General features: G+C 73.3%; 20 protein-coding genes. All 20 read left to right on the forward strand.

Annotated features, from left to right (window positions below; genetic code table 11):
- The first annotated feature begins 230 nt into the window (after positions 1-230).
- Positions 231-677, forward strand: coding sequence for a division/cell wall cluster transcriptional repressor MraZ (gene mraZ, locus ACFQTY_RS07585; RefSeq protein ID WP_337975604.1), 447 nt, complete (start codon positions 231-233; stop codon positions 675-677).
- A gap of 478 nt (positions 678-1,155) precedes the next feature.
- Positions 1,156-2,172: a 16S rRNA (cytosine(1402)-N(4))-methyltransferase RsmH gene (rsmH, locus tag ACFQTY_RS07590; protein ID WP_378098971.1), complete on the forward strand. Its 1,017-nt coding sequence runs from the start codon at positions 1,156-1,158 to the stop codon at positions 2,170-2,172.
- A complete protein-coding gene (locus ACFQTY_RS07595) occupies positions 2,169-2,576 on the forward strand; it encodes a hypothetical protein (RefSeq protein ID WP_378098973.1) in 408 nt (135 codons plus the stop codon). The genes rsmH and ACFQTY_RS07595 overlap by 4 nt, the downstream gene beginning before the upstream one ends.
- A gap of 101 nt (positions 2,577-2,677) precedes the next feature.
- Positions 2,678-4,504 (forward strand): peptidoglycan D,D-transpeptidase FtsI family protein, encoded by a 1,827-nt coding sequence (locus ACFQTY_RS07600; RefSeq protein ID WP_378098975.1) that lies wholly within the window; start codon positions 2,678-2,680, stop codon positions 4,502-4,504.
- A gap of 35 nt (positions 4,505-4,539) precedes the next feature.
- Positions 4,540-6,141 carry a UDP-N-acetylmuramoyl-L-alanyl-D-glutamate--2,6-diaminopimelate ligase gene (locus ACFQTY_RS07605; RefSeq protein WP_378098977.1) on the forward strand — a complete coding sequence of 534 codons (1,602 nt, stop codon included), beginning with the start codon at positions 4,540-4,542 and terminating at the stop codon, positions 6,139-6,141.
- A complete protein-coding gene (gene murF, locus ACFQTY_RS07610) occupies positions 6,138-7,583 on the forward strand; it encodes a UDP-N-acetylmuramoyl-tripeptide--D-alanyl-D-alanine ligase (protein WP_378098979.1) in 1,446 nt (481 codons plus the stop codon). Before ACFQTY_RS07605 ends, murF begins: the two co-directional genes overlap by 4 nt.
- Positions 7,580-8,662 (forward strand): phospho-N-acetylmuramoyl-pentapeptide-transferase, encoded by a 1,083-nt coding sequence (gene mraY, locus ACFQTY_RS07615; RefSeq protein ID WP_378098981.1) that lies wholly within the window; start codon positions 7,580-7,582, stop codon positions 8,660-8,662. The genes murF and mraY overlap by 4 nt, the downstream gene beginning before the upstream one ends.
- Positions 8,663-10,168, forward strand: coding sequence for a UDP-N-acetylmuramoyl-L-alanine--D-glutamate ligase (murD, locus tag ACFQTY_RS07620; RefSeq protein WP_378098983.1), 1,506 nt, complete (start codon positions 8,663-8,665; stop codon positions 10,166-10,168).
- A 5-nt stretch (positions 10,169-10,173) separates the two neighbouring features.
- The gene (gene ftsW / locus ACFQTY_RS07625) at positions 10,174-11,412 is read left to right on the forward strand and encodes a putative lipid II flippase FtsW (RefSeq protein WP_378098985.1); all 1,239 of its coding nucleotides are present in this window, start codon (positions 10,174-10,176) and stop codon (positions 11,410-11,412) included.
- Entirely contained in the window at positions 11,405-14,050 is a 2,646-nt protein-coding gene (gene murC / locus ACFQTY_RS07630) for a UDP-N-acetylmuramate--L-alanine ligase (protein WP_378098988.1), read from the forward strand. The genes ftsW and murC overlap by 8 nt, the downstream gene beginning before the upstream one ends.
- A gap of 149 nt (positions 14,051-14,199) precedes the next feature.
- Positions 14,200-15,126, forward strand: a complete 927-nt coding sequence (locus ACFQTY_RS07635) for a cell division protein FtsQ/DivIB (RefSeq protein ID WP_378098990.1) — start codon at positions 14,200-14,202, stop codon at positions 15,124-15,126.
- Positions 15,127-15,334: 208 nt separating this feature from the next.
- On the forward strand, positions 15,335-16,588 hold the full coding sequence (gene ftsZ, locus ACFQTY_RS07640; RefSeq protein WP_378098992.1) for a cell division protein FtsZ: 1,254 nt from the start codon (positions 15,335-15,337) through the stop codon (positions 16,586-16,588).
- A 3-nt stretch (positions 16,589-16,591) separates the two neighbouring features.
- Entirely contained in the window at positions 16,592-17,410 is an 819-nt protein-coding gene (pgeF, locus tag ACFQTY_RS07645; protein WP_378098994.1) for a peptidoglycan editing factor PgeF, read from the forward strand.
- 97 nt (positions 17,411-17,507) lie between these two features.
- The gene (locus ACFQTY_RS07650; RefSeq protein WP_337972951.1) at positions 17,508-17,984 is read left to right on the forward strand and encodes a cell division protein SepF; all 477 of its coding nucleotides are present in this window, start codon (positions 17,508-17,510) and stop codon (positions 17,982-17,984) included.
- A 3-nt stretch (positions 17,985-17,987) separates the two neighbouring features.
- Complete coding sequence (locus tag ACFQTY_RS07655; RefSeq protein WP_263732303.1) at positions 17,988-18,263, forward strand: YggT family protein; 276 nt, start codon at positions 17,988-17,990, stop codon at positions 18,261-18,263.
- Positions 18,264-18,462: 199 nt separating this feature from the next.
- Positions 18,463-19,143: a DivIVA domain-containing protein gene (locus ACFQTY_RS07660; protein ID WP_337972950.1), complete on the forward strand. Its 681-nt coding sequence runs from the start codon at positions 18,463-18,465 to the stop codon at positions 19,141-19,143.
- Between the two features lie 283 nt (positions 19,144-19,426).
- Positions 19,427-19,882: a TraR/DksA C4-type zinc finger protein gene (locus ACFQTY_RS07665; RefSeq protein WP_291758565.1), complete on the forward strand. Its 456-nt coding sequence runs from the start codon at positions 19,427-19,429 to the stop codon at positions 19,880-19,882.
- Positions 19,883-19,902: 20 nt separating this feature from the next.
- Positions 19,903-20,556, forward strand: a complete 654-nt coding sequence (gene lspA / locus ACFQTY_RS07670) for a signal peptidase II (protein ID WP_378098998.1) — start codon at positions 19,903-19,905, stop codon at positions 20,554-20,556.
- Entirely contained in the window at positions 20,553-21,488 is a 936-nt protein-coding gene (locus tag ACFQTY_RS07675) for an RluA family pseudouridine synthase (RefSeq protein WP_378099000.1), read from the forward strand. Before lspA ends, ACFQTY_RS07675 begins: the two co-directional genes overlap by 4 nt.
- A 64-nt stretch (positions 21,489-21,552) precedes the next feature.
- On the forward strand, positions 21,553-25,122 hold the full coding sequence (gene dnaE / locus ACFQTY_RS07680; protein WP_378099002.1) for a DNA polymerase III subunit alpha: 3,570 nt from the start codon (positions 21,553-21,555) through the stop codon (positions 25,120-25,122).
- Positions 25,123-25,155: the final 33 nt, after the last annotated feature.

Here is a 25,155-nt window from a genome sequence, read left to right on the forward strand (position 1 = left end):
GGTGCGGGTCGGCACGGTGCTCGTCGCCCGACCGAGCGATCTCCGCCGCGTCCCACCCTCCACTTTCCACCACGGCGGCTGACCTGCGACTTCGCGCGCCAGGAGGGGTGAAAAAGCCCTCTCCTACCGGGCTCGGTGGAGGGAAGTGGAGTAGCGTGGTGCGCGGTGGTGAGGTCGGGAGTGCTCGGGCGAGGGGAGGCGTGGTGTCCGAGGAGGCGTTCGGCGGGGTCCTGGGCTCCGTCGCGCCGTTCCTGGGCACGTACACACCCCGGCTGGACGACAAGGGGCGGCTGATCCTGCCCGCCAAGTTCCGCGCCCGGTTGGCGCCGGGTCTGGTCCTGACCCGGGGTCAGGAGCGCTGCCTGTTCCTGCTGCCGCTGGACGAGTTCCGCCGGATGCACGAGCACGCCCAGGCCGCCCCGGTCACCAGCAAGCAGGCCCGTGACTACCTGCGCGTGCTGCTGTCGGGGGCGAGTGACGAGCTCCCCGACAAGCAGGGCCGCATCTCCATCCCGCCGGTGCTGCGCAAGTACGCCGGCCTCGACCGCGACGTCGCCGTGATCGGCGCCGGCAACCGCGTCGAGCTCTGGGACCTGCAGGCGTGGGAGACGTACCTGGCCGAGCAGGAGGCGCAGTACGCCGAGACCGCCGAGGAGGTGTTCCCGCAAGGCATCTGACCGTCACCTCGTCCGCACCACCGCAGTCCGCACCACCGCAGTCCGCAGCACCGCAGTCCGCAGCACCGCAGTCCGCAGCACCGCAGTCCGCACCACCGCAGTCCGCACCACCGCAGTCCGCACCACCGCAGTCCGCAGCACCGCAGTCCGCACCACCGCAGTCCGCACCACCGCAGTCCGCACCACCGCAGTCCGCACCACCGCAGTCCGCACCACCGCAGTCCGCACCACCGCAGTCCGCACCACCGCACGAAGCCCGCAGCTCCACCCGACCGCCCGGCGAGACCTCCTCCCGTCCGTGCTGACGCACTTCCCCGGCGCCAGCACAGCCGGTGGGGGATCTGGTCGGACGGTGGAGGGCCTCCGACCAGCAACGACTCGCAGCACCAGCACCGAGACAGCACCGACAGGCAGTACCCGAGAGCTCGCGCCGGACGCCCGGCCCGGAACCCGACCAGGACCAGGAGAGGAGAGCGCCGTGGAGCAGCCGACCGACGACACCGCAGCCCGGCACGTCCCCGTCCTCCTGGCCCGCTGCCTCGAGCTGCTCGCGCCGGCGCTCGGCAACCCGGGCGCCGTGATGGTGGACTCCACGCTCGGCATGGGCGGTCACACCGAGGGTGTGCTTCGTGCGTTCCCGCAGGCGCGGGTCGTGGGTCTGGACCGGGACCCGCAGGCGCTCGAGCTGGCCAGCCGGCGGCTGGCTCCCTTCGGCGACCGCTTCACGGCGGTCCACGCGGTCTACGACGAGGTGCGGGCGGTGCTCGACGGCCTCGGCATCGACCTGGTGCAGGGCGTCCTCATGGACCTCGGCGTCTCGTCGCTGCAGCTCGACGAGGCCGAACGGGGCTTCTCCTACGCGCACGACGCCCCGCTGGACATGCGCATGGACCCGAGCACCGGACCGACGGCGGCGGACGTGCTGGCGACCTACGACGAGCAGCAGCTGGTCCGCGTGCTGCGCACCTACGGCGAGGAGCGGTTCGCGCCGCGCATCGCCCGCGCGGTCGTGCGCGAGCGCAGCCGGCGGCCGTTGACGCGCACCAGCGAGCTGGTGGACGTCGTGCGCGCCTCGATCCCGGCCGCGGCCCGGGCGCAGGGCGGCCATCCCGCCAAGCGCACGTTCCAGGCCCTGCGCATCGAGGTGAACGGCGAGCTGGACGCCCTGGCCCGTGCCCTGCCCGCCTCCGTCGAGGCGCTCGCCGTCGGAGGGCGCATCGTCGTCGAGGCCTACCAGTCGCTCGAGGACAAGCTGGTCAAGCGGGAGCTCGCCGTCGGTGCCACCTCGAGCGCGCCGGCCGGGCTGCCGGTGGAGCCGGCGGACCACGCGCCGTACCTGCGGCTGCTGACCCGGGGTGCCGAGCTCGCCGGGCCGGACGAGGTGGCCACGAACCCCCGCGCCCAGTCCGTCCGGCTGCGCGCCGCGGAACGCCTGCGAGCGACGCCGACACACCTGCTACCGGGCCGCACATCCTCGAGAGGAGCCGCCGCATGAGCGCTCAGCCGTTGCGGGCGGGCACGCCCGTCTCCCTGGCACCCCGTCCCGCGCCGGCCGCACGCCCCCGGCTGCGCGTGGTCCGGGCGCCGCAGCAGGCGCGCACCCGCGTGCCGTTCGTCTTCCTCTGCATGGCGATCCTCGGTGCGGCGCTGCTGTCCGCCCTGCTGCTGAACACGTCGATGGCCGGCGGCGCGTTCGAGCGCTCGTCGCTGACCAGCCGCCTCGGTCGCCTGCAGCAGGACCAGCTCGACCTCGTCGCGCAGCTCGATGCACGGTCCGCGCCGGCCAGCCTGGCCCAGGCGGCGCGCGGCATCGGGATGGTTCCGGCCAACGGCACGGGCTGGCTGCGGCTGTCCGACGGCTCCGTCCAGGGCGCGCCGGCGCCGGCTGCGGCGGGATGAGCACGCCGACGCGCACGGGGGCGACGCCGTCCCGCGGCACCGGCCGGCCCGCGCAGCGCGGCGCAGCCGCACGTGCGCCTCGGCGTGACAACGTAGCCGGCATGGCTCAGGCGGCGGTCCGCACCCCGGCGGGCCGGCGCGTGGTCGGCGAGGCGGCTCGGCTGCTGCAGGTGCCGACCCAGCGGGGCCCCCGGCCGGTGCGCGAGGCCGGTCCGCGCGGCCGTGTCACCGCGCTCGTGGTGGTGCTCGTCCTGGTGCTGGCGACCTTCGCGGGCCGGCTCGTGTGGGTCCAGGGCATCGCCGGTCCGGCGATCGCCAAGGTGGCCCTGGAGAAGCGCCTCTCGTCCTTCACCGTGCTCGGGCAGCGGGGCCAGATCACCGACGCGGCCGGTGTCCCGCTCGCCACGTCGGTGGAGCGCTACGACATCTCGGTCAACCAGCGCACCATCACCAAGTACCGCAGCACGGGTGGGACCGGGGCGCCCGACGGCGCCGCCGGCGTCGCGGCGCGCCTCGCCCCGGTGCTGGGCGCGAACCCGGCCGAGCTGGGGGGTGAGCTGGCGGGCAGCTCGACGTTCCGGTACGTGGCCAAGGGTGTGCTGCCGGAGGTCGCGCGCTCGGTGCAGGCTCTGCGGATCGACGGCGTCATGGTGGAGAAGGTCGCCGACCGGGTGTACCCCAAGGGGACGCTGGCGGGGAACATCGTCGGGTTCGTGAACGCCGACGGGAAGGGCCTGCAGGGCCTGGAGTACACCCTGAACTCCCGGTTGACCGGGACGGCCGGCTCGGAGACCTACGAACGGGGTGCCGGCGGTCAGGCGATCCCGGGCGGGTACTCGACGGGCACGCCGGCGGTCGCCGGTCAGTCCGCACGGCTGACGATCCTGTCGGACCTGCAGTGGAAGGCGCAGGAGGCCGCGGACGCGCAGAAGGCCGCGACGGGCGCCGACTCCGCGACGGTCGTGGTTGAGGACGTGGCGACGGGTGCTCTGTACGCGGTGGCCGACTCCGGTTCGATCGACCCGAACAAGCCCGGCGCCGGAGCGGCGGACGCCCTCTCGCGGGCGGTGTCCGACGCGTTCGAGCCTGGATCGACCGGCAAGGTCATCACCATGGCGGCCCTGCTCGAATCCGGCCTCACGACCCCGACCTCGCAGCTCTCCGTGCCGTACGAGTACACGGCGCCGAACGGTCAGGCGTTCCACGACGCGGAGCAGCACGGCGTCGAGCAGTGGACGACGACGGGGATCCTGGCGCAGTCCTCCAACGCCGGCACGGTGATGATCGGTCAGCAGCTGACCAAGGACCAGAGGTACTCGTACCTGACGAAGTTCGGTCTCGGCACGCCCACGGGCGTGGAGCTGCCGGGTGAGACGGCCGGGATCCTGCACCCGGCCGACCAGTGGGACGGACGTACGCAGTACACGGTGCTCTTCGGCCAGGGCCTGTCGGTGAACGCGCTGCAGGCCACGAACGTCTACGCGACGGTCGCGAACGGCGGTGTCCGTCCGCAGCCGCACCTCATCGCCGGGTGGACAGGGCCGGACGGCACGTACACACCGACGCCGGGGGCCGCGGGTGTCCGCGTGGTGTCCCCCCAGACCGCCCAGACGCTGCTCACCATGCTCGGCAGCGTCGTCAACGACGGTACGGGGACGTCAGCGGCCGTCCCCGGCTACCAGGTCGCGGGCAAGACCGGGACGGCGCAGGACATGCAGACCGGTGGCATCACCGCCTCCTTCATCGGTGTCGTGCCCGCCGACGCGCCCCGGTTGGTCGTGGGCGTCTTCGTGCAGAACCCCAAGACGTCGATCTACGGCGGTGTCGTCGCCGCGCCCGTGTTCAGCGACGTGGCCGGGTTCGCGCTGTCCGAGCTGGGCGTAGCGCCGTCGGGCAGCAAGCCGTCCCTGTTCCCGACCACCTGGTGACCGGGCGCCAGAGAGCGGCCGGGTAGATTCTCCCCATGACCTCCCCCCAGGGACGGATGCGTCCGCTCAGTCCCCCGGCCCGTCGGGTGGACGATCTGGTCGAGGCGTTCGCCCTGGTGGCGGAGGGTGTTCCGGTCGCCGGCAGCGTCGTCAGCGGGGTCAGCATGGCCAGCGGCGACGTGCAGCCGGGCGACCTCTTCGTCGCCGTCCCGGGGTTCACCGTGCACGGCGCGCGGTATGCCGAGCAGGCCGTCGACGCGGGCGCCGTCGCGGTGCTGACCGACGACGCGGGGCTGGCGGCAGCCGTCGCCGCCGGTGTGGCGGCACGGGTTCCGGTGCTCGTCGCGGCCGATCCGCGCGGCCTCGCGGGGCCGGTGGCCGCGTGGGTCCACGGAGACCCTGGCGAGGGACTGGTCACCGTCGGGGTCACCGGGACCAACGGAAAGACGACCACCACGTACTTCGTCGACGCGGCGCTGCGCGCGGTGCACCGCGTGACGGCGGTGCTCGGCACGGTCGAGCTGCGGATCGGGGACGAGGCGATCGAGAGCCCCCGCACGACGGTCGAGGCGCCGGTCCTGCAGGCGATCCTCGCGCTGGCGGCGGAGCGCGGCGCGACGGCGATGAGCACCGAGGTCTCGTCGCACGCGCTCGCGCTGGGCCGCGTCCGCGGTCTGGTCTTCGACGTGGTCGGCTTCACCAACCTGCAGCGCGACCACCTCGACTTCCACGGCGACATGGAGACGTACTTCGCCGACAAGTCGCGGCTGTTCGCGGCCGACCAGGCGCGACGGGGCGTCGTCGTGGTCGACGACGAGTGGGGCCGGCGCCTTGCTGCCTCCGCACCGATCCCGGTGCAGACGGTGGCGACCCATGTCGGGGACCCGGTGGGTGACGCGGCCGACTGGGCGGTGGTCGAGGCGCAGATCGGGCTCGACGGCGTCGGCTCGAGCTTCGTGCTCCGAGGGCCCGACGGTGCGAGGCACCACGCCGCCAGCCCGCTGCCGGGACTGGTGAACGTCTCCAACGCCGCGACGGCGGTGGTGCTGGCGCACACGGCGGGCGTGCCGTTGCCGACCGCGATCGAGGCGGTCGCGCACGCGCACGAGATCCCCGGCCGGATGGAGCGGGTGATCGAGCGCGGCGGCGGCTTCCCGCTGGCGCTCGTCGACTACGCCCACACGCCGGACGCGCTGGTGCTGGCGTTGGAGGCCGTCCGGCCGATCACGCCGGGACGCCTGGTGATCGTGCTCGGGTCCGACGGCGACCGGGACCGCGGCAAGCGGCCGATGATGGGCGAGATCGCGGCGCGGCTGGCGGACGTCGTCGTCGTGACCGACGAGAACCCGCGTTCGGAGGACCCGGCGTCGATCCGGGCGGCCATCCTGGAGGGTGCCCGCGCGCAGCGACCCGATCTTGTGGACGTGCTCGAGGTGACGACCGGCCGTGCCGACGCCGTGCGGCGCGCCCTCGACCTGGCAGGCGACGAGGACACGGTGATCATCACGGGCAAGGGGCACGAGCCGACTCAGGAGATCGCGGGGGTGTTCCACCGCTACAACGACCGCGACGTGCTGACCGCCGTCCGGGACGAGCGGCTCGCCGCGGCCGGTGCGGCATCCGGGCTGCACGCGTGATCGCCCTCACGGCGGCCGAGGTCGCGGCCGCGACGGGCGGCGTGCTGTCCGGGGTGCACCCGGGGACCGTCGTCAGCGGTCCGGTGGTGTCGGACTCGCGCGAGGTGCTCCCGGGTGCGCTCTTCGTCGCGCTGCCCGGCGAGCACGTCGACGGTCACGCGTTCGCGGCGCGAGCCGTGGAGGCGGGCGCCGTGCTGGTGCTCGCGGCGCACGACGTGCCGCACCCGGCAGGAGGAACCCTGCCCGCCGTGCTGGTGGACGACGTGACGGTGGCGCTCGGCGCCCTGGCCCGTGAGGTGCTCGCCCGGCTGCGCGAGGCCGCGGCCGAGCCGGGCGGTGCAGCGCTGCAGGTCGTCGCCGTGACCGGGTCGGTCGGGAAGACGACGACGAAGGACCTGCTGGCGCAGCTGTTCGCGGCCGACGGGCCGACGGTCGCGCCGGTGCGTTCGTTCAACAACGAGATCGGCCTGCCCCTGACGGTGCTGCGTGCGGACGAGGCGACGACGCACCTGGTGCTCGAGATGGGCGCGTCCGGCATCGGGCACATCGAGTACCTCACGCAGATCGCGCCGCCGGACGTCTCCGTCGTGCTCGTCGTGGGCGCCGCCCACCTGGGCGAGTTCGGCGGTGTCGAGGCGACGGCTCGGGCCAAGTCCGAGCTGGTCCGCGGTCTTCGGTCCGACGGCGTCGCGGTGCTGAACGCCGACGACCATCGCGTGATGGCGATGGCGGAGCTCGCCCCCGGACCGGTGGTGACCTTCGGCATTTCTCCGGCCGCGCAGGTGCGCGCCACCGACGTGACGCTCGACCAGCGCGGGCGGGCGGCGTTCACGCTGGTCGACGCTCGCACCACGCACGCCCCGCGGTCGGCGTCGGTGCGGCTGCGGCTGGTGGGGGAGCACCACGTGCACAACGCGCTGGCGGCGGCCGCCACCGCGCTGGTGGGCGGGCTCGAGCTGGCCGACGTCGCCGCCGGACTGTCGTCCGCGGACGCCCTGAGCCCCCACCGGATGCACGTGGTGGACCGTCCGGACGGCGTCACCGTGGTCGACGACTCCTACAACGCCAACCCGGACTCGATGCGCGCCGCGCTGAAGGCCCTCGCGCAGCTCGCCGGCCGGGACCGCCGCTCGGTGGCGGTCCTCGGCGAGATGCTCGAGCTGGGTGCCGAAGCGCGCCAGGCCCACGACGCGATCGGCCGGCTCGTCGTCCGGCTCAACATCGGGCTGACCGTGGTGGTCGGGGACGGTGCGCGAGCGATCCGCGACGGTGCGAACCATGAGGGCTCGTGGGGCGACGAGGTGGTGCTGGCGGACGACATCGACGCGGCCGAGCAGTTCCTCGCCCAGGAGCTGCGCGCCGGCGACGTCGTGCTGGTGAAGTCGTCGTACGGGTCCGGGCTCTGGCAGCTCGGCGACCGGCTGGTCGGAGCGGGCGAGTGAAGGCGGTCCTGATCTCCGGCGGCGTCTCCATGGTCGCCGCGCTGCTGGGCACGCCGCTGCTGATCCGGTTCCTGGTGCGCCGGCGCTACGGACAGTTCATCCGGCAGGACGGTCCCACCGCGCACTTCACCAAGCGCGGCACGCCGACGATGGGCGGCGTCGTCATCATCGTCGCGACGATCGTGGGCTGGCTGGCCGGCCTGCTCCTCACCGGCACGGCGCCCTCGGCGTCGGCGATCCTCGTGCTGTTCCTCATGGCGGGGCTCGGTGTCGTCGGGTTCCTCGACGACTTCATCAAGATCTCCCGGCAGCGCAGTCTCGGGCTGTCACCGGCGGCGAAGATCGTCGGCCAGGGCGTGGTCGGGATCGCCTTCGCCGTCGCCGCGCTGCAGTTCCCCAACGCGCGGTTCCGCACTCCCGCCTCGACCCACATCTCGTTCGTGCGTGACACGGACCTGAACCTGGCGTTCGCCGGCGCGGCGATCGGTCTGATCCTCTTCGTCGTCTGGGCGAACTTCCTGATCACGGCCTGGTCCAACGCGGTCAACCTGACCGACGGCCTGGACGGCCTGGCGACCGGCGTCTCGCTCATCGTCTTCGGCGCCTACGTGGTGGTCGGCGTGTGGCAGTTCAAGCAGTCCTGCCAGATCCTCGGCTCGGTGGGCCCTCGCTGCTACGAGACCCGGGACCCGCTCGCGCTCGCCGTGGTCGCCGCCGCGATCACCGGGGCGCTCTTCGGTTTCCTGTGGTGGAACGCCAGCCCCGCGCAGATCTTCATGGGCGACACCGGCTCCCTCGCGCTCGGTGGCGCGCTGGCGGGCTTCTCGATCCTCACGCGCACCGAGATCCTCGCGGCGATCCTGGGTGGCATGTTCGTCGTCATCGTGATGTCGGACGTGGTCCAGATCGGCTTCTTCAAGGCGACCGGCAGACGGGTGCTGAAGATGGCGCCGCTGCACCACCACTTCGAGCTGTCGGGGTGGGGCGAGGTGACGATCGTGATCCGGTTCTGGATCATCGCCGGGCTGTTCGTGGCTCTCGGCGTGGGGCTGTTCTACGGGGAATGGGTGGCGGGGTAGGTGCGGACGTCGGTGGACGGCTCGGCGGACGGCGTGGACGGTCCGAGGGCAGCGTCGCCGGGCACGCCGGACGTCACGTTGGCCGGTGCGCGGGTGCTGGTGGCGGGTCTCGGTCTGTCGGGGCGTGCCTCCGTGCAGGTGCTCGAGCGGCTCGGGGCCCGGGTCCGGACGTTCGACGACCGGCCCGGTACCGCGGACGAGCACGACGCGGACGACTTCCTGTCGCGCGACGGTCTCGCGGAGGTCGACCTCGTCGTGACCTCTCCGGGCCTGCAGCCGCGGCACCCCGTGCTCGCGGCTGCCGTCGAGCGCGGCGTACCGGTGTGGAGCGAGGTCGAGCTGGCCTGGCGGGTCCGGGTCGACCGTGCGGACGGCACGGGGCCGGCGCCCTGGCTGGCCGTCACGGGCACCAACGGCAAGACGACGACGGTCGGGATGCTGGAGTCGATCCTGCGGGCCGCCGGTGAGCACGCCGTCTCCGCCGGCAACGTGGGCAACCCGCTGGTGCTCGCCGCGACCGACCCCGCCAACGACGTGCTGGCCGTCGAGCTGTCCAGCTTCCAGCTGCACTTCACCAGCAGCATGGCGGCGCAGGCGGCGGCCGTGCTCAACGTCGCGGCGGACCACCTCGACTGGCACGGCTCCATGGAGGCGTACGCGGCCGACAAGGGGCGCGTGCTCGACCGGGTGGAGCGGGCCTGCGTGTACTCGGCGGCCGATCCGGTGACGCGTCGGCTGGTGGAGGAGGCGGACGTGGTCGACGGCGCCGTCGCCGTCGGGTTCACCCTCGGCGTGCCGTCGGTCGGTCAGGTCGGTGTGGTCGAGGACGTGCTGGTCGACCGGGGGTTCGCGCGGCTGCGGCACACGCACGCCCAGGAGCTGGCGACCCTGGACGACCTCGCGCAGCTGGCCGGTCCGGACGGGCAGGTGCCGCCGCACGTGGTGTCCAACGCCCTGGCGGCTGCCGCGCTGGCCCTGGCCCACGGCGTCGCGCCGGCCGACGTCCGTGCCGGCCTGCGCGCCTTCGCACCGGGGGCGCACCGCATCGTGACCGTCGCGCAGCGCGGCTCGGTCGCCTGGATCGACGACTCGAAGGCGACGAACGCGCATGCTGCCGCCGCCTCCCTCGCGGCGTTCGGCGAGGCGAGCGTGGTGTGGATCGCCGGCGGGCTCGCGAAGGGCGCCACGTTCGACGAGCTCGTGCAGCAGCGCCGCGACCGGCTCCGCGCCGTCGTGCTGATCGGCGTGGACCGCGCACCGCTGCGGGACGCCCTGGCCCGACACGCGCCGCAGGTCCCGGTGGTCGAGGTGGTCGCCGGTGACACTGAACCGGTGATGACCCGTGCCGTGCAGGCCGCCGAGCGGCTCGCCGCCCAGGCCCCCGCCGGTACCCCGGTGAACGTGCTGCTCGCCCCCGCGTGCGCGTCCATGGACCAGTTCACGTCCTACGCGGAGCGCGGCGACGCCTTCGCTGCCGCCGTCCGGGGCCTGTCCGGGCAGTCGTGAACCCCGTGGTCTCCGCCCAGCCGGACGCCGTCGCGGCGGACCCGGTGCGGCGTCGTTCCGCGCTCGGGCACTGGAACAGCGCCGTGACCAGCTACTACGTGCTGGCGGGGTCGTCTGCCCTGCTGCTGGTGATCGGCCTGGTGATGGTGCTGTCGAGCTCCAGCGTCGAGTCCCTGCAGAAGGGCAACTCGGCGTACGCCGTCTTCCTGGACCAGACCAAGTTCGCGCTGATCGGACTGCCGCTGATGCTGCTCGCGTCGCGGCTGCCGGTGCGGGTGCTGCGCAAGCTGGCCTGGCCCGCGCTCGCCGCCGGCGTCGTGTTCCAGATGATGGTGTTCGTGCCGGGCCTCGGCTGCGGGGCGGGCGGCAACCAGAACTGGGTGTGCCTCCCCGGGTTCTCCGGTCAACCGTCCGAGGCGCTGAAGCTGGCCCTCGCCCTGTGGCTCGGCGCCGTGCTCGCCCGCAAGCTGCCGCTGCTGCACCGCTGGCAGCACGCCCTGGTCCCCGTCATCCCGATCGGCGGCATCATCCCGATCGGGACGGTCCTGCTCGGCCAGGACCTCGGTACCGCGATGGTGCTGCTGCTCCTGCTGTTCGGTGCGATGTGGATCGCCGCGGTGCCGCGCCGGTACCTGGTGACACTCGTCGTCGGCGGCGTCGCGGCGGTCATCCCGCTGGTGACCCTGGGCCACAACCGCGTCGGCCGCATCCGGTCCTGGCTGTCCGGCAGCTGCGACGTGCAGAACGAGTGCTACCAGACGTTGCACGGCGGCTGGGGGCTCGCGAGCGGCGGCTGGGGCGGCCTGGGTCTGGGGGAGAGCCGCGAGAAGTGGTCGTACCTGCCGGCCGCGCACAACGACTTCATCTTCGCGATCATCGGTGAGGAGCTCGGCCTCATCGGCACCCTGCTGGTGCTGGCCCTGTTCGCGCTGCTCGCGTTCGCGATGATCCGCGTGATCCGGCGGCACCCCGACCCCATGGCCCGCATCACCACCGGCGCGATCCTGTGCTGGATCGTCGGCCAGGCGATGATCAACATCGCCGTGGTGATCGGTCTGCTGCCCGTCATCGGCGTCCCGCTGCCGCTCGTCTCCGCCGGAGGTTCAGCCCTGATCATGACGATGGCCGCGATCGGTGTGGTGCTGGCGTTCGCCCGCTCGGAACCGGGTGCCGCCGAGGCGCTCGCGGCCCGACCGTCGGTGGTGCGCCGGTCGCTGGCCGTCCTGGGGCGCGCGCGTGGCTGACGACCCGGGCTCGGTCCTGCTCGCCGGGGGCGGCACCGCGGGCCACGTCAACCCGCTTCTGGCGGTCGCCGACGCGCTGCGCGCTGCGCGTCCCGGCATCCGGATCACCGTGCTCGGCACCCGCGAGGGCCTCGAGTCGGACCTGGTGCCCGCCTACGGCCTGCCGCTCGCCATCGTCCCCCGTGTCCCGCTGCCGAGGCGTCCGAGCGGGGCGCTGCTGCACCTGCCCGCGCGGCTGCGCGCCGCGGTCGGAGCCGCCACGTCCGCGCTGGAGGACGCCGGGGCGCAGGTCGTCGTGGGTTTCGGCGGCTACGTGTCCACCCCGGCGTACCTCGCAGCGCGCCACCGGGGGCTGCCCGTCGTGGTGCACGAGCAGAACGCGCGGCCGGGCCTGGCGAACCGGCTCGGAGCCCGGTGGGCGCGTGCCGTCGCGGTGACGTTCCCGGGAACCGTGCTGCCGCACGCCCAGGTGACGGGTCTGCCCTTGCGCCCTGCGGTCGCCGCGCTGCTGGACGAACGCGCGACCGACCCCGCAGCGGCGCGGCGTCGCGCGGCCGACGAGCTGGGCCTCGACCCCGACCTCCCGACGCTCCTGGTCACCGGGGGTTCGCTCGGTGCGCTCAGCATCAACCGTGCCGTCTCGGCGGCCGCGAGCGACCTGCTCGGTTCCGGCGTGCAGGTGCTGCACCTCACCGGCCGCGGCAAGGCCGACCCGGTTCGCCGCGCCACGGAGGATCTCCCCGGCGCGGAGCACTACCACGTGCTCGAGTACCTGTCCCGGATGGAGCTGGCGCTCGCGGTGGCGGACCTGGTGGTCGGCCGCGCGGGCGCGGGCACCGTGTGCGAGCTCGCTGCGCTCGGCATCCCGGCGGTGTACGTGCCGCTGCCGGTCGGCAACGGGGAGCAGCGCCTCAACGCCGCCTCGGTGGTCGCCGCCGGGGGTGGCCTCCTGGTGGACGACACGGCGCTGGACGCGTCGTGGCTGCGCGCCCATGTGCTGCCGCTGCTGGTCGGACCGGGCGCGGTGCGGCAGCGAGAGCAGATGGCGCGAGCGGCCGCGTCGGTGGGTGTCCGTGACGCGGCGCAGCGGGTGGCTCAGCTGGTGCTCGACCAGCTGCCGCCCGTCGCACGGCCGACCTCGCCGCCGGCGTCTCCGGAGCCCGGTGCCACCGGTAGGGAGGAGCGGGGCGACGACGTGCCCTCCGTCGACTCCCTCGGCCGGGTGCACCTGATCGGCGTCGGCGGTGCGGGGATGTCCGCCGTCGCGGCGCTGCTGGCCGCCCGCGGCCTGGACGTCTCGGGCTCCGACGCCCAGGACGGCCCGGCGCTGCCCGGCCTGCGCGAGGCCGGCGTCCGCGTGCACGTGGGGCACGACGCGTCGGCGGTACGGGACGTCGACACGGTCGTGATCTCCTCCGCGGTACGGGAGACCAACCCCGAGCTGGCGGCCGCGCGTGCGGCCGGTCTGCGCGTCCTGCACCGGTCCCAGGCGCTGGCCGCCCTGATGGCCGGTCGGGACTCCGTCGCCGTGGCGGGTGCGCACGGGAAGACGACCACGTCGGCGATGGTGGCGACCGCGCTGCTGCACGCCGGGGTGGACCCGTCGTTCGCCATCGGCGGCACGGTGCTGACCGTGCCAGGACCGGTCGGTGGCGGCCGGCACGGCGACGGACCGTTCGTCGCCGAGGCGGACGAGTCCGACGGCTCGTTCCTGGCCTACCGGCCGCTCGTCTCGGTGGTGACCAACGTCGAGCCGGACCACCTCGACCACTACGGGACCAGGGAGGCGTTCGAGGCGGCCTTCGCGGCGTTCGCGGACCGCATCCGTCCGGGCGGCCAGCTGGTGGCGTGCCTCGACGACCCCGGTGCGGCCCGCCTGGTGCGCACCGTGACGGATCGCCTCGTCGCCCGCGGGGTCGAGGTGGTGACCTACGGTCGCTCGGCCGGTTCCGACGTGCACGTGGGTCCCACCCGGGCCACGGCGCAGGGCTGGGAGACCGAGCTCGCCGCGGGCGCCGAGCGGGTCGTGGTGCGTCTCGCCGTCCCCGGCGCGCACAACGGCCTGAACGCCGCCGCCGCGTGGGCCGTGCTGCGCCGCCTGGGCCTCGACGCGACCGCGGCCGCGGAGGCGCTGGGTGCCTTCCGGGGCACGGGACGGCGGTTCGAGGGCCGGGGGACCGCGGGCGGGGTGCGGGTGGTCGACGACTACGCCCACCACCCGACGGAGATCGCCGCGCTGCTGGGCGCCGCGCGCCAGGTGGCCGGCGACGGCCGGGTCCTCGTGCTGTTCCAGCCACACCTGTACTCCCGCACACGGACGTTCGCCGACGAGTTCGCGCACGCGCTCGAGCTCGCCGACGCCGTGGTGGTCACCGACGTCTACGCAGCGCGCGAGGACCCCGAGCCCGGCGTGACGGGTGCCCTGATCACCGACCGCATGACCACGCCGGGTCGCGGCCGGTTCGTCGCCGGCAGGACAGAGGCGGCGTCCGCGGTCGCGGCCCTGGCACGTCCGGGCGACCTGGTGCTCACCGTCGGCGCGGGTGACGTGACGCAGCTGGCACCCGTGGTCCTCGCCGCACTGGACGCCCGGCTGGGCGCGGGCCGAGCGGACCAGGGTGGGGCGGGGCCGGCCTGATGAGCCCGTCCCGCCCACCTGCACCGCGTACCCGACCGCCGACCCCGAGCCGAACGACTCCACGGAGCACCGCGCGACCGGAGGCTGCTCGCTCGCCGGTCGGCGACTCGGTCCGTGAACCGGTCCGCGAGCCGCACGTCGAGACGGGCGTGCCACCGGCCGCGGCCCCGTCGAAGACGGCGGCCGCACCGGTCGCCTCCACGTCATCGCCCGCGCCGAGCGGGCCGTCCGCGCTGCCGGCCGCGCCGGCCGGGAGCCGGTACCAGACGGCCACCACGTACCAGGTGCGCCGGTTCGGGGGCCCGGTTCGCCCGCCGGTCGTCTCCACGCGCTCGGTGCAGCGCTTCGCCGAGCGGGCACGCGCGCGCCGCACGCTCGCGCGTCGGCAGATCGCCCTCGCGGCGGCTGCCGTCCTGGTGGTCGGCGCGCTCGCCTGGCTGCTGCTCTGGTCCCCGGTGCTGGCGTTGCGGCCCGCGGACGTGACCGTCGCCGGAGCCGGCACCGTCGTGGCCGTCGACCAGGTGCGGGCCGTCGTCGCGAAGGACGGCGGCGTCCCGCTGCCGCGCCTCGGGACCGTGGCGCTGCGGGATCGGCTGCTCCAGGTGCCGGGGGTCCGGGAGGCTCGCGTCACGCGCGACTGGCCGCACGGGCTCACCGTCCAGCTCGTCGCGCGCGAGCCCGTGGCGGCCGTTCCCGAGAAGCAGGCGCCGGCCGGTGCGGCCAAGCCGGGCTTCTCCCTTCTCGACGAGGAAGGCGTCCAGGTCGGCCGCGCCGATGCGGCGCCCGCCGGGCTGCCCGTCGTCGACGTGCCCGCCGACGACGCACGCACGCTGCAGGCCGTGCTCGGCGTGCTGCGCCAGCTTCCGCCGGCGCTCCTGGCCGAGGTCGCCGGCGTGGCGGCCCAGACCCAGGACACCGTGACCATGCATCTGCGCGACGGTGTCGAGGTGGACTGGGGCAGCTCTCAGGAGACCGCCCTGAAGATCGCGGTGCTCACCGCGCTCCGGGCGTCGCCGACGGCCAAGGGAGCGCACGTCTACGACGTGTCGGCGCCGCGGCTGCCGATCACGCGGTGAGAGAGCCCGTCAGGGATCACCCGCCGACACGCGCGGCGCGGTCGTTGATCGGGATGAGGTGCGGACCTAGCGTCACGCACTGACGACAGGCCTGACATAACTCTAACCCTCAACTTGAGGGTGAAGGTTGAAGCGACGCTCCGCGTGTCGGAGCGGCGACCGCGGCCCGGCCGCGACCCGCACGACGCGAGAACGAGAGGCACCCACCGTGGCAGCTCCGCAGAACTACCTGGCGGTCATCAAGGTCGTCGGCATCGGCGGCGGCGGCGTCAACGCCGTGAACCGCATGATCGAGGTCGGTCTCAAGGGCGTCGAGTTCATCGCGATCAACACCGATGCGCAGGCCCTGCTCATGTCCGACGCGGACGTCAAGCTCGACGTCGGTCGCGAGCTGACCCGTGGGCTCGGCGCCGGCGCCGACCCGGAGGTCGGCAAGAAGGCCGCCGAGGACCACACCGAGGAGATCGAGGACGTCCTGCGCGGGGCGGACATGGTCTTCGTCACCGCGGGTGAGGGTGGCGGCACCGGCACCGGCGGTGCGCCCGTCGTCGCGCGGATCGCCCGCTCGCTCGGCGCGCTCACGATCGGTGTCGTCACCCGGCCGTTCACCTTCGAGGGTCGGCGCCGCTCCAACCAGGCGGACTCCGGGATCGACGCCCTGCGCGCCGAGGTCGACACGCTGATCGTCATCCCCAACGACCGCCTGCTGTCGATCTCGGACCGCTCGGTCAGCGTCCTCGATGCCTTCCACTCCGCCGACCAGGTGCTCCTCTCCGGTGTGCAGGGCATCACCGACCTGATCACCACACCGGGCCTGATCAACCTCGACTTCGCGGACGTGAAGTCGGTGATGCAGGGCGCCGGCTCCGCCTTGATGGGCATCGGCTTCGCCCGCGGCGAGGACCGTGCGGTGCAGGCCGCGGAGATGGCGATCTCGTCTCCGCTGCTCGAGGCGAGCATCGACGGCGCGCACGGCGTGCTGCTGTCCATCCAGGGCGGTTCGGACCTCGGTCTGTTCGAGATCAACGAAGCCGCGCGGCTGGTGCAGGAGGCGGCGCACCCCGAGGCGAACATCATCTTCGGCGCGGTCATCGACGACGCGCTCGGCGACGAGGTGCGGGTCACGGTCATCGCGGCCGGTTTCGACGGCGGTTCGCCGCAGGTGCGACGGGACGCGCGGGCCCTCGGCCAGGTGAGCGGCGGGGGCCAGCAGGCCGCGGCGGCGCGTCCGGCCGCCCTGCCGGGCGCTCACCAGACGCCGGTCGTCCCCGCGCCGCGGACGTACGTGCCCGAACCCCTCGAGCCCGTCCAGGCGCCGGCCACCTCGCCGGTCCCCGCCTTCCTGTCGACCGAGGCGGAGCCCCGGCCGCTCACGGGTCCCCTCGAGGTGCCTCGGGTCTTCACCGAGGAGCCGCCCCGTCGCGAGACGGACGACCTGGACGTGCCGGACTTCCTCAAGTAGTCGATGAGCCCCAGCGCACCGCAGGCCGGTCTCGAGGTTCTCGAGGCCGGCCTCGGTCCGTCGGTCCGCGCCGGGTTCACCACGCGAGCGGGCGGCGTGAGCGTGGCGCCGTGGGACGGTCTCAACCTCGGCCTCGCCGTGGGTGACGACCCGGACACGGTGCGCCGCAACCGTGAGCTCCTCGCGCAGTGGGTCGGGGTCCCGGTGGCGTTCGCCACGCAGGTGCACGGGCGCGACGTCGTGGTCGTCGACGGCCCTCCCGCGGACCGGACCGACTCGGTCGCGGTGGCCGACGCCCTGGTGACCACCCGGACGGACGTCGCGCTGGCGGTCCTCGTCGCGGACTGCGTCCCCGTGCTGCTCGCGGACCTCGAGGCCGGGGTGGTCGCGGCGGTGCACGCCGGCCGTGGCGGCCTCCTGGCGGGAGTGGTCCAGGCGGCGCTCGACGCGATGACCGATCTAGGCGGCCGCCTGGACCGGGTCGTCGCGGCGGTGGGACCGTCGATCGCCGGGCGGTCGTACGAGGTGCCGGCCGACCTGCGCGACGCGGTGGCCCAGGTGGTGCCGGCCACCTCGGCGACCACGTCGTGGGGCACCCCCGCGCTCGACCTCCCCGCCGGCGTCGTCGCCGTGCTGGCGGCAGCAGGGGTGCGCCGGGTCCACCGCGTCGATCGCGACACCTTCCGGGATCCCGACCTCTACTCGCACCGACGGGCGACCGCGGCCGGCACGACGACGGGCCGCTCCTGCGGGATCGTCCGGCTGCTGCCCGCGGCACCGCGTGTCGCGCCGCCGACCAGCGAGGACGCCTTGCTAGCGTGACGAGCGCAGTGCTTCCGCCGGTGGCGCTGCGCCGTCTCCGGGGGTCGACCCGGACGGGTGGGGGACCGGAGACGTCCGGAGGATGGGAGCAGACGCGATGGCTGGAGCGTTGCGGAAGACGATGCTGTACCTCGGTCTGGCCGACGAGCGGCCCGAGGAGCAGGACGAGTGGGTCGAGGACGACGTCGAGGAGGCCGAGGTGCCGGACCAGTTCGAGGCTCAGGTCACCCCGCTGCGGCGACCCACCCGCGTCACCGGTGCCGCCGTCGCTGCGGCGACGTCCAGCGAGCTGCGCCGGATCACCACGATCCACCCGCGCTCGTACAACGACGCCCGCAAGATCGGTGAGGCGTTCCGGGACGGTGTCCCGGTGATCATGAACCTCACGGACATGGACGACGCCGACGCCAAGCGCCTCGTCGACTTCTCCGCCGGCCTGATCTTCGGTCTGCACGGTGCGATCGAGCGCGTCACCAGCAAGGTGTTCCTCCTCTCCCCGGCGACGGTCGAGGTCTCCGGTGAGGGGCACGGCCCCGATGCGGCCGGGCGCCCCGGCTTCTACAACCAGAGCTGACCGGTGGGCCTGGTCCGCGCCGTCCTGCACCTGGCGGTCCTGGTCTTCTTCCTGATCCTGCTCGTGCGGATGGTGCTCGACTGGGTCCAGGTCTTCGCCCGCACGTGGCGCCCGACAGGCGTGGCTCTGGTGGTCGCCGAGGCGACCTACACGGTCACGGACCCGCCGCTGCGCCTGCTCCGGCGCTTCCTGCCCCCGCTGCGGCTCGGACCGGTGCAGCTCGACCTGGCGTTCACCGTGCTGTTCCTCATCTGCATCGTGCTGCTCTCGGTCATATAGGACAGGAGGGGTCGAGCGCCGGTCGCGCCCGGCCGGACAGCCGTGAACGGGCGCCGGAGGGCAGCCGCAAGGCCCCGCTCCTCACCCGGACGGCACGCGTGTCGGGGGGAGTCCGGCTCGCCGTTTGTCCGCTACGGTGGCCCGAGGCGGTCGGTGGACTGCCGCCGGCCTAGCAGCACGACCGACAGAGGTGACGACGATGGCACTGCTGACCGCAGACGACGTCCTGAACAAGAAGTTCCAGTCGACGAAGTTCCGCGAGGGGTACGACCAGGACGAGGTCGACGACTTTCTCGACGAGATCGTCAACACCCTGCGCGAAGTGCAGAACGAGAACGAGGACCTCAAGACGAAGCTCGCAGCAGCCGAGCGTCGGATCGCGGAGCTGAGCCGCACCGGCGCGCAGCAGCAGCCGCCCGCGCCGAAGCCGGAGCCCGCTCCCGTCCCGGAGCCCGTCCAGGCCCCCGCGCCCGCTCCCGTCGCCGCAGTCGCGCCCCCCATCCCGGCGGTCACGGCACCGGCGCCCCGCAACGAGCCCGAGTCGGCCACCGGGATGCTCGCGCTGGCGCAGAAGCTGCACGACGACTACGTGCGCAGCGGTCAGGAGGAGTCCGACCGCCTGATCAACGAGGCGAAGTCCCGTGCGACCCACATCGTCCGCGAGGCGGAGGAGACCTCCCAGCGGACGCTCGGCCAGCTGGAGCAGGAGCGGTCGCTGCTCGAGCGCAAGATCGACGAGCTGCGGGTGTTCGAGCGCGACTACCGCACGCGTCTGAAGAGCTACCTCGAGAACCTCCTCGGCGACCTGGACAACCGCGGCAACGCGCTGCCCCCGCGCAGCGGCCAGGCGCAGCCCGTGGGCGAGGTCCAGGGCATCTGAGTCTGCGGCCTCCCGCGGTCGCAGCGTCGTCGTCGCGCCGCCCGGCGCCCCTCCTGGGGTGCCGGGCGGTCGTGCGTCTGCGGCGTCGCCACCTCGTGGTCCGGCCGGTGCGAGGTCGTCGCGGCTCGCGTCCCTGACCTGCGCCGAGGCCGGAACCGGGCACGCGCGGCAGGTTCCGCGAGACTTCAGCCGGTCACCGCGGGCGAACGGGTGCGTGTCCTGTTGTGCTCCGGCCTGCACACGAATACATTCGCGTGACTCCAGCGAGGGGGGACCGACGGCCATGAACGAGGCACTCACCACGCTCACCGCGAGCGGCGAGACCAAGGACCTGAGCACGATGGTGAAGCAGTTCCCCGTACGGGACGGTGAGAAGCCGTGGACGGCGGCCGAGGTGACGGAGGTCGCCGACGAGCTGACGGCGGAGCGCGCGCGGCTCGAGGGCGAGCTGGTGAACGCCGACGCGGAGCTGTCCGAGCTGCTGCGGCACTCCGGCGACGGGGCCGGTGACGACCAGGCCGACTACGGGTCCTCGGCGCTCGAGCGCGAGCACGAGCTGACGCTGGTGAACAACACCCGCGACCTGCTCGAGCAGACGCGTCACGCCCTGGAGCGGATCGCGGCGGGGACGTACGGCGCCTGCGAGTCCTGCGGCAAGCCGATCGGCAAGGCTCGGCTGCAGGCGTTCCCGCGGGCCACGCTCTGCGTCGAGTGCAAGCAGCGCGAGGAACGGCGCTGACGCGCCCGTAGACTCCTGCGGTGCCCACGCCTGACGAGCCACGACCGATCCCCGGTACCGCCCAGCAGGCCGATGCAGACCCTTCGCGGTCTGCGCGGGACGGGGGCGCGGCCGTGCCTCCGGGCGCGGCCGGAGCGCCGGCGCACCGGCGACTGCTCGGTCTCGTCGTCGTCCTCGCGGCGCTGGTGCTGGTCGTCGACCAGCTGACGAAGGCGTGGGCGCTCCGCGCACTGGCGGACGGTCTGCGCCGTCCGGTGCTCGACAGCCTCCTGGGGCTGCAGCTCGTGTTCAACCCCGGCGCCGCGCTGTCGATCGCGACCGGCATGACCTGGGTGCTGACGATCATCGCCGCGACCGTCGTGGTGGTCGTCGTGCGGGTCTCGCGGCGGCTCGGCTCCACCGGGTGGGCGCTGGCGTTCGGCCTGCTGCTCGGGGGCGCGGTGGGCAACCTGGTCGACCGGCTGGTCCGGGCGCCAGGGCCTGCGCGCGGGCACGTCGTCGACTTCATCGCCTACGGCCACCTCTTCGTCGGGAACGTCGCCGACGTGGCGATCGTCGTGGCCGCCGTGCTGGTGGTGCTCCAGACCATGCGCGGTGTCCAGCTGGACGGCAGCAGGCCGGAGCGCGTGGCGCGGGGCGGGGCGGCCGCGTCGGCGGACGACGTCCCGCAGTGAGCGAGCGACGGAGCCTGCCCGTGCCGGACGGTCTCGCCGGGGAACGGGCGGACGCTGCCGTGGCACGGCTGCTCGGCCTGTCCCGCACGCGGGCGGCTGATCTGGTGGAGGCGGGCGCAGTCGCCCTGGACGGCCGGCCTCTCGGCAAGTCGGACCGCCTCGTCGCGGGCGGGTGGCTCGAGGTGGAGCTCCCCGACGTGGCATCGGCCAGGGCCGCCGCGCCGCCGGAACCGGTGCCGGGGATGGTGGTCCGGTACGACGACGACGACCTGGTGGTCGTCGACAAGCCCGTGGGGGTGGCGGCGCACCCGTCGCCGGGGTGGACCGGCCCGACGGTGGTCGGGGCGCTCGCCGCTGCGGGCTACCGGGTGTCCACGTCGGGAGCCGCCGAGCGGCAGGGTGTCGTGCACCGGCTGGACGTCGGCACCTCCGGGCTGATGGTGGTCGCCAAGAGCGAGCGCGCGTACACGGCCCTGAAGCGCGCCTTCAAGGAGCGCACGGTCGAGAAGGTCTATCACGCTCTGGCCCAGGGGCATCCGTCGCCGGCGACCGGCACGATCGACGCCCCCATCGGGCGGCACCCGTCGTCGGACTGGAAGTTCGCGGTGGTCGCCGACGGGAAGCCGTCGGTGACGCACTACGAGGTGATCGAGGCGCTCCCCGGGGCCTCGCTCACGGAGGTCCACCTCGAGACGGGCCGGACCCACCAGATCCGCGTGCACTTCGCGGCGCTTCGCCACCCGTTGGTCGGGGACCTCACCTACGGCGCCGATCCGGCGCTGGCGCAGCGGCTCGGGCTCACTCGGCAGTGGTTGCACGCCGTCCGCCTCGGCTTCGAGCACCCGGCGACGGGCAGCTGGCTCGAGGTCGTCAGCGAGTACCCGCAGGACCTCCAGCACGCCCTGGACGAGCTGCGCTCGACGTACCGCTGACCCCGCCGCGGCACGCCCGACGACACACCGGAGGGCGTCGGTGGGGCGACGTAGGATCGCCCGCATGGCAGCGGCGGGTGGCTCGAAGAGCACCGACTTCGTCCACCTCCACGTGCACACCGAGTACTCGATGCTGGACGGTGCGGCACGGATCGGCGAGCTGTTCGACGAGGCGGAACGCCTGGGCCAGAAGGCCATGGCGATCACCGACCACGGCTACCTGTTCGGCGCGTTCGAGTTCTGGCAGAAGGCCAAGGCCCACGGGATCAAGCCGATCATCGGCGTCGAGGCGTACGTCACCCCGGGCACCAGCCGGTTCGACCAGACCAGGGTCCGGTGGGGCGAGGCGCACCAGGCGGCCGACGACGTCTCCGCGCGCGGGGCGTACACCCACCTCACCCTGCTGTCCCGGACCACCGCGGGCATGCACAACCTCTTCCGGCTCGGGTCGGAGGCGTCCCTCGAGGGCCAGATGGGCAAGTGGCCCCGGATGGACCGCGAGCTGCTGTCGCGCTACGCCGACGGCCTGATCGCCACCTCGGGCTGCCCCTCCAGCGAGGTGCAGACCCGGCTGCGGCTGGGTCAGTTCGACCAGGCGCTGCGCGCCGCCGGCGAGCTGCAGGACATCTTCGGCAAGGAGTACTTCTACGTCGAGCTGATGGACCACGGGCTCGACATCGAGCGCCGGGTGATCAAGGACCTGCTGCGCATCGCGGAGGCGCTGGACGCACCGCTCGTCGCCACCAACGACCTGCACTACACGCGCGAGGAGGACGCCCACGCGCACGAGGTCCTGCTCGCGGTGCAGTCCGGCTCGACGCTGGACGAGCCGACGTCCGACCAGGGTGGCAGCCGGTTCGCCTTCGGGGGGACGGGCTACTACCTGCAGTCGGCGGAGCAGATGCGGCGCACCTGGGCCGAGCTGCCCGAGGCGTGCGACAACACCCTGCGGATCGCCGAGCAGTGCGAGGTCGAGTTCACGACGGGCGTGAACTACATGCCCCGCTTCGACACCCCGCCGGGGGAGAACGAGGACTCCTGGTTCATCAAGGAGGTGGAGCGCGGCCTGCAGCGGCGCTACCACGGCGAGGTGCCGGAGGACGTGCGCCGCCAGGCGGAGTACGAGACCGGCGTCATCACGCAGCTCGGGTTCTCGGGCTACTTCCTCGTCGTCGCCGACTTCATCAACTGGTCGAAGTCGCAGGGGATCCGCGTCGGACCGGGTCGTGGGTCCGCGGCGGGCTCGATGGCGTCCTACGCGATGGGCATCACCGAGCTCGACCCGCTCAAGCACGGGCTGATCTTCGAGCGGTTCCTCAACCCCGAGCGCATCTCCTGGCCGGACGTCGACGTGGACTTCGACGAGCGTCGGCGCGGCGAGGTGATCCGCTACGTCACCGAGAAGTACGGCGAGGACCGGGTCTCCCAGATCGTCACCTACGGCACCATCAAGGCGAAGCAGGCGCTCAAGGACTCCTCGCGGGTGCTCGGCTTCCCCTTCGCCATGGGCGACAAGCTGACCAAGGCGATGCCGCCGGCGGTCATGGGCAAGGACATCCCGCTGTCCGGCATGTACGACCCCGAGCACCCGCGGTACGCGGAGGCGGAGGAGTTCCGCCAGGTCGTCGCCGCAGACCCCGAGGCGCAGCGCGTGCTGGAGACGGCGCGAGGGCTGGAGAACCTCAAGCGGCAGTGGGGCGTGCACGCGGCCGGCGTGATCATGTCGAGCGTCCCGCTGACGGACGTCGTCCCGATCATGAAGCGCCCGCAGGACGGCGCGATCATCACGCAGTTCGACCAGCCGGCGTCCGAGGCGCTGGGCCTGATCAAGATGGACTTCCTCGGTCTGCGGAACCTGACGATCCTGGACGACGCGCTGGCGAACATCGTCGCGAACGGCAAGCCGGCGATCCTCATCGAGGACACGCCGCTCGACGACCAGCCGACGTACGACCTGCTGGCGCGCGGCGACACGCTCGGGGTGTTCCAGCTGGACGGCGGCCCGATGCGCTCGCTGCTGCGGCAGATGCGACCGGACAGCTTCGAGGACATCTCCGCCGTCATCGCCCTGTACCGGCCCGGTCCGATGGGCATGAACTCGCACATCAACTACGCGCTGCGCAAGAACAAGCTGCAGAACGTCGAGCCGATCCACCCCGAGCTCGAGGAGCCGCTGCAGGACGTCGTGGGGATCACCCACGGGCTGATCGTCTACCAGGAGCAGGTGCAGCGCGCCGCACAGAAGCTGGCCGGCTACACGCTGGGCCAGGCCGACCTGCTCCGCCGCGCGATGGGCAAGAAGAAGAAGGAGATCCTCGAGAAGGAGTTCATCCCGTTCCAGGCGGGGTGCCGCGCGAACGGCTACTCCGACGCGGCGATCCAGGCGGTGTGGGACACCCTGGTCCCGTTCGCCGGCTACGCGTTCAACAAGGCGCACTCCGCGGCGTACGGGGTGGTGTCGTACTGGACGGCGTTCCTCAAGGCGAACTACCCGACCGAGTACATGGCCGCCCTGCTGACGAGCGTGCGCGACGACAAGGACAAGTCGGCGCTGTACCTCGGCGAGTGCCGGCACATGGGCATCACGGTGCTGCCCCCGGACGTCAACTCCTCCTCCGCCCTGTTCACGGCCGTTGGCGACGACATCCGGTTCGGTCTGACGGCCGTGCGCAACGTGGGCGCCAACGTGGTGGACGCGATCGTCAAGGCGCGCGAGGAGAAGGGGGCGTTCACCTCCTTCACCGACTTCCTGGACAAGGTGCCGGCCGTGGTGTGCAACAAGCGCACCATCGAGTCGCTGATCAAGGCGGGGGCGTTCGACTCGCTGGGCCACACCCGACGCGGGCTGCTGCTGGTGCACGAGCAGGCCGTCGACTCCGTCATCGGCGTGAAGCGCAAGGAGGCGGAAGGTCAGTTCGACCTGTTCGCCGATCTGATGGGCGGCGGCGCGGACAGCGGTCCAGGGTTCGCGGTCACCGTGCCGGACGTCCCGGACTGGGACAAGCGGCAGCGGCTGCAGTTCGAGCGCGAGATGTTGGGCCTGTACGTGTCCGACCACCCGTTGTCCGGGCTGGAGCACGTGCTCACGACGGCGGCGGACGTGTCGATCGCCACGCTGCTCGCAGACGAGGCGCGGCCGGACGGCTCGATGGTGGTCGTGGCGGGCCTGGTCACGTCGCTCCAGCGCAAGATGTCCAAGCAGGGGAACCCGTGGGCCGTGATCACGCTGGAGGACATGGAGGGCTCGATCGAGGTCCTCTTCTTCGGCGAGACGTACCTGGCGTACTCCACCGTGCTGGCCGAGGACGCCGTGCTCGTCGTGCGCGGCCGGGTGCGACGCCGGGACGAGCAGCTGCAGCTGCAGGCGAACGAGGTGACCCTGCCGGACATCTCGCAGGGCACGGATGCTCCGCTGCTCGTCTCGCTCCCGGTGGCGCGGTGCACACCGCCGGTGGTGGAGCGGCTGCGGGAGGTGCTGGGCACGCACCCCGGCGTCACCGAGGTGCGGCTGCGGCTGACGAGCCCGGGCCGCGCGACGGTGATGCGGCTCGGCGACGGTCTGCGCGTGGAGCGCACCCCGGCCCTCTTCGGCGATCTGAAGGCGCTGCTGGGACCGAGCTGCCTGGCCTCCTGAGGAGGCAGCCGCCGCACGCGGGCTCGGACGGCC

Source organism: Cellulomonas sp. T2.31MG-18 (assembly GCF_964266755.1).
Lineage (GTDB): Bacteria > Actinomycetota > Actinomycetes > Actinomycetales > Cellulomonadaceae > Cellulomonas.

Bases quoted from the DNA above. Each gene is read 5' to 3' on its own strand.
- ACFQTY_RS07595 (WP_378098973.1), top strand. From the start codon at position 2,169: ATGAGCGCTCAGCCGTTGCGGGCGGGCACGCCCGTCTCCCTGGCACCC.
- pgeF (WP_378098994.1), top strand. From the start codon at position 16,592: ATGAGCCCCAGCGCACCGCAGGCCGGTCTCGAGGTTCTCGAGGCCGGC.
- dnaE (WP_378099002.1), top strand. From the start codon at position 21,553: ATGGCAGCGGCGGGTGGCTCGAAGAGCACCGACTTCGTCCACCTCCAC.
- ACFQTY_RS07665 (WP_291758565.1), top strand. From the start codon at position 19,427: ATGAACGAGGCACTCACCACGCTCACCGCGAGCGGCGAGACCAAGGAC.
- ACFQTY_RS07660 (WP_337972950.1), top strand. From the start codon at position 18,463: ATGGCACTGCTGACCGCAGACGACGTCCTGAACAAGAAGTTCCAGTCG.
- ACFQTY_RS07600 (WP_378098975.1), top strand. From the start codon at position 2,678: ATGGCTCAGGCGGCGGTCCGCACCCCGGCGGGCCGGCGCGTGGTCGGC.
- ACFQTY_RS07650 (WP_337972951.1), top strand. From the start codon at position 17,508: ATGGCTGGAGCGTTGCGGAAGACGATGCTGTACCTCGGTCTGGCCGAC.
- ACFQTY_RS07605 (WP_378098977.1), top strand. From the start codon at position 4,540: ATGACCTCCCCCCAGGGACGGATGCGTCCGCTCAGTCCCCCGGCCCGT.